The organism is Raoultibacter timonensis (genome assembly GCF_022845715.1).
GTDB lineage: Bacteria > Actinomycetota > Coriobacteriia > Coriobacteriales > Eggerthellaceae > Raoultibacter > Raoultibacter timonensis.
Genome location: NZ_AP025564.1, coordinates 2,494,383 through 2,510,551 on the forward strand (window position 1 = coordinate 2,494,383; position 16,169 = coordinate 2,510,551).

The 16,169-nt window shown below is 61.7% G+C and carries 10 protein-coding genes; 3 read left to right on the forward strand and 7 right to left on the reverse strand.

The features are described 5' to 3' along the window. Positions 1-84: 84 nt before the first annotated feature. From rsmH to MWL89_RS10325, 6 genes are all read right to left on the reverse strand, one after another. The gene (rsmH, locus tag MWL89_RS10300; protein WP_102377778.1) at positions 85-1,041 is read right to left on the reverse strand and encodes a 16S rRNA (cytosine(1402)-N(4))-methyltransferase RsmH; all 957 of its coding nucleotides are present in this window, start codon (positions 1,039-1,041) and stop codon (positions 85-87) included. A gap of 18 nt (positions 1,042-1,059) precedes the next feature. Then, a complete protein-coding gene (locus MWL89_RS10305) occupies positions 1,060-1,491 on the reverse strand; it encodes a division/cell wall cluster transcriptional repressor MraZ (protein WP_102377777.1) in 432 nt (143 codons plus the stop codon). 921 nt (positions 1,492-2,412) lie between these two features. Further along, entirely contained in the window at positions 2,413-3,375 is a 963-nt protein-coding gene (locus MWL89_RS10310) for a hypothetical protein (protein ID WP_244385953.1), read from the reverse strand. Between the two features lie 504 nt (positions 3,376-3,879). Continuing rightward, complete coding sequence (locus tag MWL89_RS10315; protein ID WP_244385954.1) at positions 3,880-5,151, reverse strand: lysylphosphatidylglycerol synthase transmembrane domain-containing protein; 1,272 nt, start codon at positions 5,149-5,151, stop codon at positions 3,880-3,882. Positions 5,152-5,465: 314 nt separating this feature from the next. Continuing rightward, positions 5,466-6,371 (reverse strand): site-specific tyrosine recombinase XerD, encoded by a 906-nt coding sequence (gene xerD / locus MWL89_RS10320; protein WP_244385955.1) that lies wholly within the window; start codon positions 6,369-6,371, stop codon positions 5,466-5,468. Between the two features lie 9 nt (positions 6,372-6,380). Continuing rightward, complete coding sequence (locus MWL89_RS10325) at positions 6,381-7,985, reverse strand: CTP synthase (RefSeq protein WP_244385956.1); 1,605 nt, start codon at positions 7,983-7,985, stop codon at positions 6,381-6,383. A 447-nt stretch (positions 7,986-8,432) separates the two neighbouring features. Between MWL89_RS10325 and MWL89_RS10330 the strand changes: the two genes are divergently transcribed. The 3 genes from MWL89_RS10330 to MWL89_RS10340 all read left to right on the forward strand — a co-directional run bounded on the left by MWL89_RS10330 (position 8,433) and on the right by MWL89_RS10340 (position 13,257). Continuing rightward, complete coding sequence (locus MWL89_RS10330; protein WP_244385957.1) at positions 8,433-9,944, forward strand: flavocytochrome c; 1,512 nt, start codon at positions 8,433-8,435, stop codon at positions 9,942-9,944. A gap of 151 nt (positions 9,945-10,095) precedes the next feature. Beyond that, complete coding sequence (locus MWL89_RS10335) at positions 10,096-11,703, forward strand: helix-turn-helix transcriptional regulator (RefSeq protein ID WP_244385958.1); 1,608 nt, start codon at positions 10,096-10,098, stop codon at positions 11,701-11,703. 75 nt (positions 11,704-11,778) lie between these two features. Then, complete coding sequence (locus tag MWL89_RS10340; RefSeq protein WP_244385959.1) at positions 11,779-13,257, forward strand: DUF1846 domain-containing protein; 1,479 nt, start codon at positions 11,779-11,781, stop codon at positions 13,255-13,257. Between the two features lie 138 nt (positions 13,258-13,395). Here MWL89_RS10340 and MWL89_RS10345 read toward each other — a convergent pair whose 3' ends face one another. Beyond that, positions 13,396-16,125 (reverse strand): cell wall-binding repeat-containing protein, encoded by a 2,730-nt coding sequence (locus MWL89_RS10345; protein ID WP_244385960.1) that lies wholly within the window; start codon positions 16,123-16,125, stop codon positions 13,396-13,398. Positions 16,126-16,169: the final 44 nt, after the last annotated feature.

The following is a 16,169-nucleotide window of genomic DNA, read 5'->3' on the forward strand; positions in this document are numbered from 1 at the left end:
CTTCTCTTTTCCATTGTTCGTCGAGGCGACTCTCAAGCCCGAGTTTGAGGGCGGTACCGCTCGATCGGCTGATCCGGCACGGATCTAGAGCTTCTCGGCGACCCTCAGCTTGGCGCTTCGTGCGCGCGGGTTGCGCTCGACTTCTTCTTCGGTCGGCAAAACGGGCTTGCGCGTGACGGATTTGAGTATCGGCTTTTTCCCGCACACGCAGACCGGAAGGTCTGGGGGGCAGGTGCATCGGTTCGCATAGCTCGCGATGACATCCTTCACGATGCGGTCTTCGAGCGAATGGTAGCTGATGACGACCAGCCGACCTCCCGGATTCAACCAACGAACCGCCGCCTCAAGGCCCTCGCGCAGCACGGACAACTCGGAGTTGACCTCGATGCGCAGCGCCTGGAACGTGCGTTTCGCCGGATGGCCTCCAGCGCGCCTGGCCGAAGCCGGAATGGCGGCCTTGATGATCTCGACGAGCTGTGCGCTCGTTTCGATCCTCGCGTCCTGGCGCGCCTTTACGATGAACTCCGCAATGCGACTCGCCCACTTCTCGTCTGAGTAGCTACGGATGATCCGAGTGAGATCTGCTGCGTTGTAGGTGTTGACGATCTCTGCTGCGTTTAGAGTGTCGTTACCCGGATTCATCCGCATATCAAGTGGGCCGTCCTCCTTGAAGGAGAAGCCACGAGAAGGCGTGTCGATCTGCACCGAAGATACGCCGAGGTCGAAGAGGAACGCATCGACCCCCGGTATCTCCGCAGATACGAGGAGCTCATCCATATCGCCGAAGTTACCCGCCAATAACTCGATGTTCGGCCGGATGTCGTCGGGAAGTGCCCTGAGGCGCTTCCCCGCAGCGGCTCTCGCCACCGCATCCTGATCGATGCCGATCAGAGTCGAATCCGGCCCGAGCAAACGGGCTGCTTCGAGTGAATGCCCTGCACCGCCGAGCGTTGCGTCCACGAATATGTGCTGTGTTTTAAGGTGTAAGTATTCGAGGCACTCGGCGAGCAGGACCGGTGTATGCCGATATTCGTTTGTCATAGCGCTCACGTCTGAAAACTAGTCTTCGTCGAACAGCGAAGAAAGATCCACGCTGTTGCAGAAGTCGTCCCAACGCTTTGCGTCCCAAATCTCGAAGTGGTCAGTATCCCCCACCAAAACGACGTCCTTGCCAAGGCCTGCGGCGTTGCGCAGATCGGCGGAGATGCCGATCCGGCCGGAGGCGTCGAGCTCGACGTTCTTCGCACGCGAGTTGAGCACCTTGCGCATGTTCACATGCTTGGAGTTGCTCGGCTGGAATCCCCCGTCTTTGTTGAAAAGAGATGCCACCCACGCGCTGAAGCCGTCTGAATCGAACACGTACAAGCTGTCGTTCTTCGGAGAGAGCGTGATCTTCAAGTTCATCGGTAGCACTTTGCGAAAATCAGAAGGGAGTGACAGACGGCCTTTGGCGTCCAGCTTGTGCCGAAACTCGCCAACGAGATCCGTCATGTATCCTCCTTGCCTTTCGCTCGCGTGTTTTCCGATGGGTGGTATTCTATCCCACTTTGCCCCACTTCGCAACAAAATACGGGAATATCTCCCTAATCAGACCCCCTAGGCACACCGCTTTACACCGCCTCCGGCACCGTGGGTGCAGGAGTCACGCCACATGTAGCATCACGGTTGCTCCCGGATACCAGATGTAGGTGGGGACAAAGTGGGAAGACGTGGGTAACGAATCCGAAACGCGCGCTTGAGGCAACCCGAAGATGTGCGCAAAACGTGGATGGAAGCGACCCGAACAGCACCGCGAACGGCAGGGATCCCTTACCCGATGCGACCGCAGGCGGGCAGGACGGGCAACGGTGCGCGGACAGGTGCGGCGGGTGGGAGAAGGTGGGTGCGGGTGCGGGTGCGGGTGCGGGCGGGAGGCGCGGGTGTGTGCGGGGTGCGGGGTGCGGGGTGCGGGTGCGGGCGGGAGGTGACCCATCGGCGGTCGGGCCTGTCGGCAGTCGGACCCGTCGATGCATGCATGCGCCCGCCCAAGGCTGCAAGCCCCCATCACGCTCCCTGTCCGCCAACCGCCTCCGTGCGAGGTTTCGGGATCCCACAGAGTCGCCTCCGTCGGCATAATGCCTGTTCGCTGCTAAAAGACCCGAGAGATCCTGCAAAAAATCCTCGCACGGAGGCGGTTGGCGGACAGGTAACCTACGCCGTAGATGGACAGGTAGCTTACGTCGCAGGTAGGCGGACGGGCAATCAGATAGCTTGCGCGTAAGTAAGCGGGCGGGCGGGTGGCCTGCTCCGTGAGCGAGCAGGCACCGGACGCCTCCGGGCATCCACCCATCGAGGCCGTTCGCACCAGGCGCGGGCCGCACTCGAACACGAGCCGCGCCCAATGCCCGGGCGGCTGCAGGCGCTTATCGCCGTTCAGGCCAAACCGAGAGCCGCACGGAGAGCGTGGCGCTCGGCCGACCAGTCGCGCATCGTCGGCTTCTTCCGGATGCCAAGGAGCCTGCTCAGCCGCTTCACGACAAGATCGAGCTGCGCCTCGCTTCTCATGTGCTCCATCGTGACCACCGTGCTCGCATCGATACCCATTTCCGCCAATGCGGTACGTCGGATGGCATCGCTCGCAACACGCCGATCGTGCTCCTTGCCATCGTACTCCACCGCAACACCGGCATCGGGCCACAGCAGGTCGCATCGAAAGCTCGACCGCCCCGTCGCTTTCCTGATCGCAGGGGTAGTCGGTATCGCCCGGTTCAGTACGGGCATCGGAAGCCCGTACCCGCCAAGGCGAACAGGAAAGCAGAGGATAATCGTGAGCTTCGCTTCCATTGGCGATTCCGAACCGTCGGCAATGTAGAGGATCGCCTGGTTCGCTTTCCCCGCACCGCGTATTCCGACACAAGCTTCGATATATGCAGACAATGCAGCCCTCGTCGTCAACGGCACCTTCTGGAAAGAGACATCCCGCCCGCCTTCGGGCATACGGAACGCTCCGCACATTTCGAGTCCTATGAGTACCGCATTCGGAAGCGTTTCGGTTTTCGCAATCTGCACAAATACAAGCTCGGGCCGGCAAACGTACACGCCCTTCCCGATTTCGACGAATGATTTGCGCGGCAAATTCTGCGGTAGAACGTGGCATACGACACGGCGCGTCCTGCTCCGCTCGCCCGCATCGCGCACAAGAAGATGGAGGGGGCTCGAAAGAAAACCGAGCTCTCGCCCGCACGCTTCCTCCACTACGGCAGCCCGCAAGCCGCGCTCGCCAAAGATCGCCGCACCCCAATCGCAAAAACCGCCGGGCTGCAGCAAAACGTGCTCTTGCCCCGAGCGCCAGAATTCAAGAGCCGACTGATGCGAGATAACGATTTCCATGCGCATAGGGTATCACGCAACTCCTTTTCTAAAGGGGCCGTTTTCGATATTTGATCTGGTATTTTGAATTTACATAGTGTTTGAAACGGGTAAGGTTCGAGTCTCAGATCCGTAAGGTTTGCGCGTCATCCGCGTATCCGTACCAGCCGGCCTGCGCTCGCAGGCCCCGCCCATCCCTTTGATTCCAGCAAGTCCGGCGAAGCAATGTCCGCCAACCGCCTCCGTGCGAGGATTTTTCGCGATCAACCCAGATATAAAAGATACCGACCTGCGAAAACACCAACAGGATTTTTCACAACAGGCGGCAAAACCTCGCACGGAGGCGGTTGGCGGACATGTGGCGAAGAAGCGACCGGAAGACGACGCGGCTGCTCCGACATCGGGAGACAAGCAACCGGATACGAGGTCAAAACCGAAAGCAAGATCAAAACTATGGCTGGCCGACATGCTGAAGAGCGGCAGACGATGCCAACAGCCGACCCGAAGACGGCTTTCGCGGGATGCTTGCGCTTAGTCGGGTTGGTTCGAGTTCGGCGGCGCATCGACGGCCCGGCGGGAGGCATCGCGCGGGGGCACGGGGGCGAACGCCATCGGATCCCCTGTACCGCCCGGCGTCGAGCCGTCGGTGGGCTCGTCGCCGCCGGAGGGTCTGGATAGCGGAATCGCCGGAACGCCCCGCATGTCGCCCTTTTCGAGGCGCTTGGCATCGAGGGTCGTACCCTCGATGGGAGGATTTTCCGAAGCGCGCTTCCCGCCTTTCCTGCCGCTCTTCTCCCCCTTGTCGCGCCTGAACGATTTCGTGCGCTGGATGAGGATGGCGCCGATAAGGAACGGCATCCAGAACACGAGACCGCGGTACACGAGGGCGATGGCCATACCCGACGCGCCGCTCACGCCGTAGGAGGTGAACAGCACGAGCACGGCCGCCTCGACGACGCCGACGCCCTGAGGCGTGATCGAGATCATGGCGAACAGCGTAGCGACAACGTATCCGCAGATGAGCGCTTGGGGGTTGTACACGTCGAATGCGACGCCCACCAAGCAGAAGCACGCAAGCTCGCAGGTGCTCGCAAGAATCGAGCACCCGAACGCTTTGGCGGTGGTCTTGGGGTTCTTCACGATGAGCACGGCAGCATCGCCGAACGAGGTCACGGCGCTTTCGATCCAAGGCTTGAGCGGCTCTTTCTTAAGCCGCGCACGTACGCGGTTAACCAGCCGCTCAACGGGACGCAACAGGCGCATCAGCAGCGCGGGCTTCTTGTGCCCGAGCACCATGATCGATCCCATGACAACTACGAGCAGCACAACCACGAGCCCGAGCAGAAACCACAGCGGATCGAGCTGACCGGTGAACTCGAGAATGATAAACCCGATGATCATAATGGTCATGAATCCCGACTCGATCGACATCTGCATGAGCAGCGCCGCCGAGGTAGCTTTGCCGGCCGGTATGCCGCGGCGATGCGCGTCGTCTACGACGAGCGTTGCACCCGCCATGTTGAGCGAGGGGGCGATCGTATTCATGAAGAACGTGCCGAACACGAGCGGGAGCGTTTCCCGCGGATCCATCTTCTCTTCGACCGCCGAGAACGAATACGAATACGCGAAGCTTTGGGCGAAGTACTTGCACAGCTGCGTGAGGATCGCCGCGATAAGCGGGACGATCGCGCCTTTCTTCATGGTTTCGACCAGTTCTACCAGCTGATCGCCGCGCAGCAGAACGAACACCAAAACAATGACGATCACAAGGCCCATCATGAGCTTCTGTATGCTGAACTTCACGCTTGCCGTCTCCGTCCGTGCAGATATGCTATGGAATAATACACTAGGATCGGCCGCGCACGGCTCCGATTAGGGAAGCTGTGTAGAAAGGGACAGATTACGGTCGCCGAAACGTTGCGCGAACGGGAAGCCGCCTGCCGAAACGTTGCGCGGGCAAGAAACGATCCGTGCGAGAGCAGGACGCCGAGAAGCCGCGAGCTCGCAGCCTTCGCGGAAGGCGTGCGCGTCGCGGGATGCGAGGCGCAAGCGAAGGAGCGGACAGCGCGGCGCATCCGTAATGCGCACGCGCGCTCGCCCGAAAGCGCCCCTACCCCCTATTCCCTGCACCGAGCGCGGGGATGCGCGCTGATGTACTCGTCGTGGATGTGGGCGCGATCGACATGGGTGTATATCTGCGTCGTCGAAATGTCGGAGTGGCCGAGTATCTCCTGGATAACGCGCAAATCCGCTCCCCCGCCGAGCAGGTGCGTGGCAAACGAATGGCGAAGCGTATGGGGATGGAGGTTCTCGACCCCGATGGAAAGGCCCGCCCGCGCAACGATCGCATGCGCGCTCTGCCGCGTAAGCCTCCCGCCCCGGGCGTTGAGGAACACCGCGGAGGTCGGCTTGGCATAGGGTTTCGCAAGCTCGGCGCGACCTCGGTCAAGATACGCTCGAAGCGCCGTTTCGGCCGCCCCCGCAATGGGGGCGATGCGCTCCTTGGACCCCTTGCCGACCACGCGCACGAACCCCTCATCGAGCAGAAGGCTCCCCAGATCGAGCCCCGTGAGCTCGCTCACGCGCAACCCGCAACCATACAGAACCTCGAGGATCGCCCGATCGCGCAGGCCCGTTGCGCTGTCGTCGAACGGCTGCGACAGCATCCGCTCCACCTGTTCGACCGAAAGCACATCGGGAAGCGTTTCGGGAACCTTGGGTAAGCGAAGGGAATCGGTGGGGTTTTTCGCCGCGATGTTCTCGCGCACGAGAAAGCGGTGGAAACCCTTAATCGCCGACACCCGCCGTTCGATGGTCGAGGGCGCGAGCCCGGAGGCGACGAGCTCCGCCTCGTACGCAAGCACCGCATCGCGGTCGATGCGTTCGAGCGATGCTATCCCCTGCGCTTCGAGAAACGCTGCGTACCGCTTCAAATCCCGCTCGTAGGCCGAAACGGTCAACGGCGAGCTGCCGCGCTCGATGCTCAGGTAGGCGATGTACTCGCGGATCTCGGTATCGAGCATGAGCGTACCCTACCTGGCGCCGCGGGCGATCGCCGCGCCGACGAAATCGCGGAACAGCGGATGAGGCCGCGTCGGACGGCTCTTGAACTCCGGATGGCCCTGGCTCGCCACGTACCAGGGATGATCGGCCAGCTCGACCATTTCGGTCAGGCGACCGTCCGGAGAAGCCCCCGAAACAACGAGACCCGCTTCGACAAGCCTGTCGCGAAACGCGTTGTTCACCTCGTAGCGGTGGCGATGGCGCTCGTAGATCACCTCGTCGCCGTATGCCGCGAACGCCAACGTGTTCGGCTCGACGCGGCAGGGATAGGCTCCGAGACGCATGGTACCGCCCTTGTTCTCGACATCCTCCTGTTCGGGCATGAGGTCGATCACGGGGTATTCGGCCCCCTCGTCGAATTCGGCCGACGTGGCGCCGGACATGCCGGCAACGTGACGGGCAAACTCGCACACGGCAGCCTGCAAGCCGAGGCATATCCCCAAAAACGGAATGCTGTTCTCGCGGGCGTACTGCGCCGCAAGGATCTTGCCTTCGAACGCGCGCTTACCGAAGCCGCCGGGAACGAGGATGCCGTCCATGCCTCCAAGCGCGTCGGCAACCGTCGAGCCGTCGAGCGTTTCTCCGTCGACAAGATGCACGTTCACGTGGTATCCGTGGTGGACGCCCGCATGTCCCAGGGCTTCGATGACCGAGAGGTAGGCGTCGGGCAAGCTCACGTACTTACCGACAACCGCGATATCAACCTGCTTGCCGCACTGGTTCGAGGCAGAGAGAAACGCCTGCAGGGGGCGCAGGTCGATCTCGCGATGCTCGAGCCCCAGGCGATCGAGCACCATCTCGTCGAAGCGCTGCACATGCAGGTTCACGGGCACCTCGTAGATCGAGGGCGCATCGGTGCAGGCAAGCACCTCTTCGGAAGCGACATCGCAGAAGAGCGCGATTTTCTCGCGCACCTGATCGGATATCTCGTGATCGGACCGGCACACGATGAAATCGGGCTGCACGCCGATGGAACGCAGCTCTTTCACGCTGTGCTGCGTCGGTTTGGTTTTCACTTCATGGGCAGCCGCAATGTAGGGAACGAGCGTCACGTGCACGAACAGCACGTCTCCCGGCTTCTTCTCCTTCTTGAATTGGCGCGCAGCCTCGATGAACGGCTGCGATTCGATATCGCCGATGGTGCCGCCGATCTCCGAGATGACGATGTCGGCGCCGCTCTGTTCGGCCACGCGGCGCAAACGCTCTTTGATCGCTTCGGTCACGTGCGGGATCACCTGCACGGTACCCCCGAGAAAATCGCCGCGCCGTTCGCGCGCGATCAGGCTCTGGTAGATGGAGCCCTGGGTGAAATTCGATTCCCGCGTGAGGTTCTCGTCGATGAAGCGCTCGTAGTGCCCGAGATCGAGATCGCCTTCGTGCCCGTCGTCGGTCACGAAGACCTCGCCGTGCTGGAAGGGGGACATCGTTCCGGGGTCGACGTTGAGGTAGGGATCCATCTTCTGCATGGTAACCCTGTAGCCACGCGCCTTGAGCAGGTGCCCGAGAGAGGCGGCCGTGATGCCCTTCCCCAAAGAAGACACGACGCCGCCGGTCACGAATATGTGCTTGGTCATGGTTTTCTCCAAACGGCTCCATCGGACCGGCGCGGGGTCGTTTTACCCCGATGCGCGGGGCAAAACGAGTCCCCGCAAGAAAAAAGCGCCGGCGAGCATTGCACAATGCTTCCAAACGCTTTTCTATTCTACAAGACAACGCGCACGCCGCCCCCACCCGTCGCTCGATTTCACACACTGGAAACACGAGCGCGGAAACCGGGGCGTGCGCTCTGGCCGAAAACGGGCGCGCAAAGGAAGCGCCGTACCCGAAAAGCCGCTCATCAGGAGTTAAACCCCTTCTCAGCAGGAGTTAAACCCCTCCATTGATCAGCAAAAATGCAAAGATCACCCGATTCGGGCGTACAAGCCACCCGATACGACGCTTCCGCTCGCACGTCCTTGCGCCTTACCGTAGAGCCAACGAAAACGCCCTGGAGGCGCATCGACACAAGGAGGAGCACAACCATGAACGAACGCATCGACAGCAATGAAAACCAGCGTGCAAGCGCAGCCATAAGCCGCCGCACGTTCTTGGCGGGTTCGATCGGCCTCGGCCTCGCGGCGATGCTGCCGGGAGTCGGACTCGTCGGATGTTCCCCGCAGAGCGGATCGGGCGAGGCGACGGTAAAGGACGAGGGGACCTTCGACATCATCGTGGTCGGAGCGGGCGGTGCCGGCATGACCGCTGCCCTCAGCGCGCAGGAGGCCGGCGCGAACGTGGTGCTGCTCGAGAAAATGGCCGTCGTGGGCGGCAACACGAACTTCGCGGAAGGCGGCATGAACGCAAGCGAAACCGCCCTTCAGAAAGAAGAGGGCGTCGAAGATAGCAACGAGCTGTTCGCCGAGGATACGTTCATCGGCGGCAAAGAACTCGGCGACAAGGAGCTTATCCGCTACATGTGCGAGAACTCGAACGCCGCCATCGAACGGTTGGCCGAGCGAGGCATGCACCTCACCAAGATATCGACCTCGGGCGGCGCAACGGTGCCCCGCATCCACCGCCCCGAGGACGGCAGCGCCGTCGGCGGGTACCTCGTAACCCACATGCACGACCTCTGCACCGAACGCGGCATCGGAGCCCGCACGAACATGGACGTCAAGAACCTTATCGTGGAGGACGGCAAGATCGCCGGCCTCGTAGCAAGCGACGGCAAGAAGGAGTACACCTACAAAGCCCCCGTCGTCATCCTCGCTACAGGCGGATTCGGCGCCAACCACGAGATGCTCGCGCAGTACCGCCCCGAGCTCATCGACGCCGTAACCACGAACCAGCCGGGCGCGCAGGGCGATGGCATCGCGATCGCCACCGACATCGGCGCCGATACCGTCGATCTCGAGCACATCCAGGTCCACCCCACCGTCGAGCAGAGCACCTCGATCCTTCTGAGCGAGGGCATCCGCGGCGACGGAGCCATCCTCATCAACTCCGAGGGCAACCGTTTCGTGAACGAGCTTCTGACGCGCGACAAGGTGACGGCCGCCGAGTGGGAGCAGCCGGGCGGCTGGGCGTACGCAGTGTTCGACCAGCACGTCTACGATGACAACAAGAGCATCAAGGAGAAGTTCGAGAAACAAGGGCTGCTGCTTTCCGGCGATACGATCGAAGAGCTTGCGGGCGTCATGGAAGAAATCGATCCGACGAACTTCATCGGCGCCGTTACCACCTACAACGAGTGCATCGAGCAGGGAGTCGAAGATCCCTTCGGGCGCACGAAGAGCCTGAACCCCATCGTGAACGCGCCGTTCTACGCCGTGAAGGTTGCACCCGGCATTCACCATACGATGGGCGGCCTGAAGATCGACACCGCAACGCGCGTGCTCGACACGAACGGCGATCCTATCCCCGGGCTGTTCGCCGCGGGGGAAGTGACCGGCGGCGTGCACGGCGGAAACAGGCTCGGCGGAAACGCGGTGTGCGACATCAACGTGTTCGGACACCGGGCTGCCGAATCTGCTGTCGAGTACCTGTCCGCCTAGACGGGGAAAGGCCGGGGCTCCACCCTACATGAGGCCCGAGCAGAACCTCGAACCCTCGCATGCGACAACAGCGACCGCTGTACAGGACTCCATCACTACGGTGGAGTCCTGTTGTTGTGGTACCATCTTCCATACGGAAGCGAGGGAGATCATGGGCACTTCAACAAGCAACCACATCACGGCTCAAGCGAAGCCTTCCCCTGCATTCTCTTCGCTTCTCCCCTTGTTTTCCCTGAGCTTCTGCGGACTCGTGGCGGTCCGCATCTGGATCCAATGCAACCTGTACGATCGCTACACGTCGACGGACTCGGGAATCATCACCATCGTGTCCAACCTCGCCCGCGTCGCGCTGATCGTGATCCTCATCGCCATCGTCGTCCGCCATGGTTTTCCGAAGCGATCTCAAAGGATGCTCGGATATGCGTCGGCTTTCGCCATGACGGCTGCGAGCATCCTGTTCCTCGTCAACGTCGAGACCCCGAATCACATCGTCCTGTTCGCAGCCTGCGTCTGCGCCGGCTGCGGCATCGTATGGGGTGGCGGCATCTGGATAACCGTGTACGAGCGCTTCCCCCCGGACGAAGCGCTGATCTACGCGTTTCTCTCGCTGGGGGCGAGCTCGATGCTCGGGTTTCTCCTCGGGCTTCTGCCCGCAACCTTCACCTACCTGGTTGCCATGGTCATGCCCGCCCTCTCGCTTGTCATGCTGCAACGATCAAGCCAACTGCTCGACGAGCGCGATGAAGCGCTTCGCACGTCTTCGGGCGCCGCAACGCTTCCGAAACGCGATACCGTCTACGACGGCGAACCGAAATCGACCTTCGCGCGCCTGATCGCCGGCATGGCCCTCTTCAACCTTGCCCTCGGCATAGCGCGCGGGTACCCCTCGGGCGAATCGATCGCGCTCACGATCCCCTTCCAGGCCATACATCAGTTCTCCGTGCTGCTCATCTCGCTCGCGCTCATATGGTGGGCCGTCGCGAAAAGGCGGAGCATCCGCTTCTCGACTCTCTGGAACATCTCGGTAACCCTGATCATCATCGGCGTTCTGCTGCTTGCGCTTTCGGACTCGACGGCAACGCTGGCGGGCGCAACCTTCATCTCCATCTCCAACACCTTCGCGGTTGGCCTTCTGTGGTTCAGCTGCTACGACATCGCGCGGCACAGCGGCATACCTTCTTACCTGATACTCGGTGTCGGATGGCTCGCGCACGTGCTGCCGAGAGAGATCGGGAGGGCGGGCATATGGTTGCTCGAACCGCACTCTTCCGAAGCGATACTGGTCATCGCGTTCGTCGTGTTGCTCCTGGCCCTCGCCATGGTCTTTCTGCTCAACGATTCGATACCCGTCAAACGCCACCTGTTTGCGGAGTTCAGGAGCCCGCAAGCGAATGCCTCTGTACAGGCCGCTCTCGCCGACCGATACGCCGCACCCGCAGGCGATCCCGCATCAAGGCAGGAAGGCGAACCGGCGCACGACGGCGCAACGCCCAAAGTCCGCGAGGAGGCGTCTTACGCCGAGCACCTTTCCCAGCTCGGCAAACAGTACAGCCTGACCGAGCGGGAGCTTGAAGTTGTCGGCCTTCTGGCCCAGGGCAGGAGCCGTATCAGCATCGGCGAAAAGCTCTACATATCGGAAAACACCGTTCGCACATACGTTAAGAACATATACGCCAAGCTCGACATTCACAGCAAACAAGAACTGCTCGACCGCTTGGAGGAACAAGGCTCGCATGGGCAGGACGAAAGTAAGCTATAATCTCCCTGGTGCGCTGCCTTTGCACGGAAGCGCCCAAACCGCCCGCCACAACCCTTCGAAAGGACGCCTCTTTCCATGCGCATCGGATTCGACAACGACAAGTACATCGCATTGCAGGCAGAACATATCCGTAACCGCATCGACCAGTTCGGCGGGAAGCTCTACCTCGAATTCGGCGGGAAGCTCTTCGATGATTACCATGCCGCGCGCGTGCTGCCGGGCTTCGAGCCCGACGCTAAGATCCGCATGCTCAAAAGCCTGGTCGACGACGTGGAGATCATCATCGTCATCAACGCGAACGACATCGAGAAGAGCAAGCAGCGCGGGGATCTGGGAATCACCTACGACGAGGATCTGCTACGCCTTATGGACAACTTCCGCTCCATGGGCTTTCTCGTGGGCGGCGTCGTTGTCACCCATTACGCCAACCAGCCCGACGCCGACGCGTTCCGCCGTAGGCTCGACGGGCTGGGCATCAAATGCCATCTGCACTACCCCATCGCCGGCTACCCCTACGACATCGACCATATCGTCAGCGACGAGGGCTACGGTAAAAACGAGTACATCGAAACGAGCCGTCCGCTCGTCGTGGTAACCGCTCCCGGCCCCGGCTCCGGCAAGATGGCCACGTGCCTCTCGCAGCTCTACCATGAACACAAGCGCGGTGTCGCGGCGGGCTATGCCAAATACGAAACGTTTCCCGTATGGAATCTGCCGCTCAAGCATCCGGTGAACATCGCCTACGAAGCGGCTACGGTTGATCTCGACGATGTGAACACCATCGACCCGTTCCATCTCGAAGCGTACGGGGAGACCACCGTCAACTACAACCGCGACGTCGAGATATTCCCCGTGCTCAAAGCGATGCTCGAGAAGATCAGCGGAGAGAGTCCGTACAAATCGCCGACCGACATGGGCGTGAACATGGCGGGCTACGCGATCGTCGACGAAGAAGCCGTTTGCGACGCCGCCAAGATGGAGATCGTCCGACGCTACTTCCAGACCGCGGTCGATGCGAAGCGCACCGGCACGGGCGAGGAGCAGATCGAGAAGCTCGAACTGCTCATGAACCAGGCGGGCGTCAACTCGAGCCTCTCCCCCGCACGCTCGGCAGCGCTCCTCAAGGAGGAGATGACCGGAGCGCCCGCAGGCGCCATGGTGCTGCCTGGCGGCAAAGTGGTCACCGGCAAGACCTCGACGCTTCTCGGAGCGGCTTCGTCGCTTATGATCAACGCACTCAAGGAACTTGGCGGCACGGGCGACATCGACGTTATCAGCGATTCGGTCATCGAGCCCATCTGCCATCTCAAGACCGAGCATCTGAACCACAAGAACCCGCGCCTCCACTCTGACGAAACGCTCATCGCCCTCTCGATCAGCTCGGTCACCAACCCGCTCGCCGCCGAGATCATCGAACACACCGGCGAGCTGCGCGGCTGCGACGCGTTCTTCTCGGTCATCATCTCCTCGACCGACGAGAAGCTCTACCGCACGCTCGGCATCAACGTATGCTGCGAGCCGAAGTACGAGCAGCATCGGTACTACCACAAGTAGCCGGCGAACAAACGCTTCGCACCGTCGGTGCATTCGCAAGGGAAAAGCCCGGGAACCAGCGAGGTTCCCGGGCTTTCTTCGATCGTGCGGCAAGGGTTCGCCGGAAGCCACACCGCGCGTATCGTTCGCTCGGTCAGCCTACAGAATCGCCACCGAATCATCGGGCAGCCAGGTGATCGCCGTATACGGGATCCTCTGGATGTAGTGCCTGACAACATCGAGCTCGACGGCGTATTCGTCACCGAAGAACCTGAGCTCTCCGATCTCGCCGACATGGGCATCGAGCAGGTTTTCCACCGTGGGCGTTGCGGCGTCGCGCCGCGTGAGCAGAACAACGGACGAGTCGCGGCCCTGCAGAGCACCGCCCGTCAGCGAATCCGCGTGCTTGTCACCGCGCACGATGGCACCGCCGTGCATGCTCAGCCGCTCCGAAGGATCGCGGTCGGCACTCGTGGCCCAAGCAGCGAACAGCGCCGACGTCTCGTAGCGGTCGATGCCGGCGAAGCGCCTGTAATCGCCGTAGCCGAGATTCGCGGCCTCAAGCGCCTGCAGCACAACCTCGTCGGAGACCGAGAGGCTGCTTCCCATAACGAGAATACGCTCGAAACCGCCGTCGGAGAGCGCTCGGAGCGTTTTACCCGAAAGCCCCGTCGAGCCGAAATGAGCGAGGAAGATAGGGCTCTTCGTTTTGGCCGCCCACGACGAAATCGAAAGAGCATCGGGGAAATCGGTGGCGAGCGCAAGGATCGCCGTCGTCGAAAGCTCATCGGCATACGTCTCGTAGATCTTGTCCGCCGTATCCTGACGGGTTGTACCGCCGATGCGCTCGATGGTTCCAGCGGGGCCGAGAATGCTTCTCACCTCGTCTTCAACCGCCATCGAAACGGCGTTCGGATCGCCGATTATGATCACGCGACTCGGCTGTAAGTCTACTTCGATAGCCATACGCGCCTCCGTCGAGAGCCAACTCGTCGGAGTAAGCACGATGGGAGCGTTGTTTTCGGCACCCGAGAGCGCGCTCGCAGCCAAGGCGTCGGGGAAGCGGCCATCGTCGCCCGAGGCGAGGATCACCACGTCGGAACCTGCCCTGTCGTGCGTGGACACCGCACGCGACGTCTCGTAGCGATCGGCGCCGTACAGGCGCGCAATGCTCAATCCGCGGCTCCGCTCATTGTCCTGCAGCTCGAATGCGCCGGCATCATTGCGCCCCGCGTCCCCCGCCGGACGGGTTTTGCCGCGCTGATCCACACCCAAAGGGGCAAGCGTCACGTCGGCCGCCTCGTACGCATCGACGGCGATGCCATCGGGGTTCAGGGCAACCGTCGGCGTGATGCCGCCGTTGTTCTGAAGCAATGCAGCGCCCGCATCGTCGACCGATACGATATCGCCGAGTGACAGCCCGGCGGGAATCTCGGTGACGGAAGCCGCTGCGCTCGCAAACGGTTCGTATGCAAGAGAGCCGAAGGGCATCCCGTTCATAATGCCGAGGTTCTTCTCGACGCCGTCCTGATAGTTGCCGACGGCGAGGCATCCTTCGACCACGTTAGCATACATGCCGTCGAAACCCTGCTCGAACAAAACGATGCCGGCTCCGGTTCCGTTCGATCCGTCGGGTCCGCTGTTGCCGACAGCGGTCACGCTGCGCAGCGTCGTCTGCGCATCGAGGAGCGCCGCGCCGCCGAGATACGTGCGGTTCGACGAGATGGGGTTGGTCACTTCGTTGCCGACGAACGTGCTGTTCTCGATGGTGCAGGTGGGAATGCCCGAGAAGTTGAAGTTCAGCACATGCAAGCCGCCCCCCGAGTTCTTGGCGGAATTATCCGAGAACGTCGAACCCTGCACGGTAATGGCGCTCGTGTTGTTCAGAGTGAACGTCGCCGCTCCGCCGTTGCCCTCCGCAACGTTTCCCTCGAACAGGCAATCGACGATCGTGGTTCCGGCAGCGCCGGACAGCGCACCGCCCCCCGTGTCGCTTCGGTTGTTCGTGAACGTGCATTCGGTCAACGTCGCCGAAGAGCTTTTCAGACCCAGAGCGCCTCCGTCGCCGAAGGCGTAGTTGCCGTCGAAATCGCTGTTCGAGATTTCGACGCCCCGCGTCTTCGACGTAACGCCGAGCGCGCCGCCGTACGAGATGCCCGAGCCGGTTTTCATATTGGCGTTGTTGTAGAACGAGCAATCCTTCACGACGAAACGAGCATCGACGAGGTTGTCCATGCTCGTAGTGGATACGACGATGCCGCCGTTGGGTTCGTCGTCGATAGTCGACGCTGGCCCCTCGAAGACCGCATTTTCGAACGTGATGGCCGCAGCACCGGTAATCGTCGTGCCGTCCACCCTGAAGTGCCGCTTGCCCGGAGCAGCCGTGAGAACGGCACTGCCGTCGCCTTTGATGGTCAGAGCTTTGTCGAGGGCGATTTCGTCGGTGAACACGATGGTTCCGGCCACCTCGATGGTCGCCCCCGGGGCGGCCGCGTTGACGGCGGACTGAAGCGATGCGAAGTCGGACACCTCCGCAAAGTCGATGGCCTCGTCGGCTTCCGCAGCCGGCTCGGCGTCGGGCGGATCGAACAGCTCGGCTTCGCCTGCCGCATTCGCATCGAGCGCGCCTGCGCCATCGGCGCCAGCCGCGATGCCGTCGGAAGCGCCGTCGCCGCCGCCGGATGCTTCATCGGCTGCGCTCTCGACACCCGTATCGGATTCAAGCGCTTCGGAATCGCCCGGGGCAATAACCTCCTCTCGTGTCGTTGGAGCTTCGGAAGACGGCTCGTCCGCATACGCGCTCAGCGGTGCTAAACCCCACACGAGCAGCGCGCAGAGAGCAAGGCGAAAGAATGCGCCCGGTCCCCCCTCGATCGTCGCGTTCTTCATAGTCCACGCCTTTCTCCTGGGCTCGAAAATGCTACTGTTTTCGA

Coding starts and splice junctions, on each gene's coding strand:
- rsmH (WP_102377778.1), bottom strand. CDS start 1,041: ATGACAAACGAATATCGGCATACACCGGTCCTGCTCGCCGAGTGCCTC.
- MWL89_RS10305 (WP_102377777.1), bottom strand. CDS start 1,491: ATGACGGATCTCGTTGGCGAGTTTCGGCACAAGCTGGACGCCAAAGGC.
- MWL89_RS10310 (WP_244385953.1), bottom strand. CDS start 3,375: ATGCGCATGGAAATCGTTATCTCGCATCAGTCGGCTCTTGAATTCTGG.
- xerD (WP_244385955.1), bottom strand. CDS start 6,371: ATGCTCGATACCGAGATCCGCGAGTACATCGCCTACCTGAGCATCGAG.
- MWL89_RS10325 (WP_244385956.1), bottom strand. CDS start 7,985: ATGACCAAGCACATATTCGTGACCGGCGGCGTCGTGTCTTCTTTGGGG.
- MWL89_RS10330 (WP_244385957.1), top strand. CDS start 8,433: ATGAACGAACGCATCGACAGCAATGAAAACCAGCGTGCAAGCGCAGCC.
- MWL89_RS10335 (WP_244385958.1), top strand. CDS start 10,096: ATGGGCACTTCAACAAGCAACCACATCACGGCTCAAGCGAAGCCTTCC.
- MWL89_RS10340 (WP_244385959.1), top strand. CDS start 11,779: ATGCGCATCGGATTCGACAACGACAAGTACATCGCATTGCAGGCAGAA.
- MWL89_RS10345 (WP_244385960.1), bottom strand. CDS start 16,125: ATGAAGAACGCGACGATCGAGGGGGGACCGGGCGCATTCTTTCGCCTT.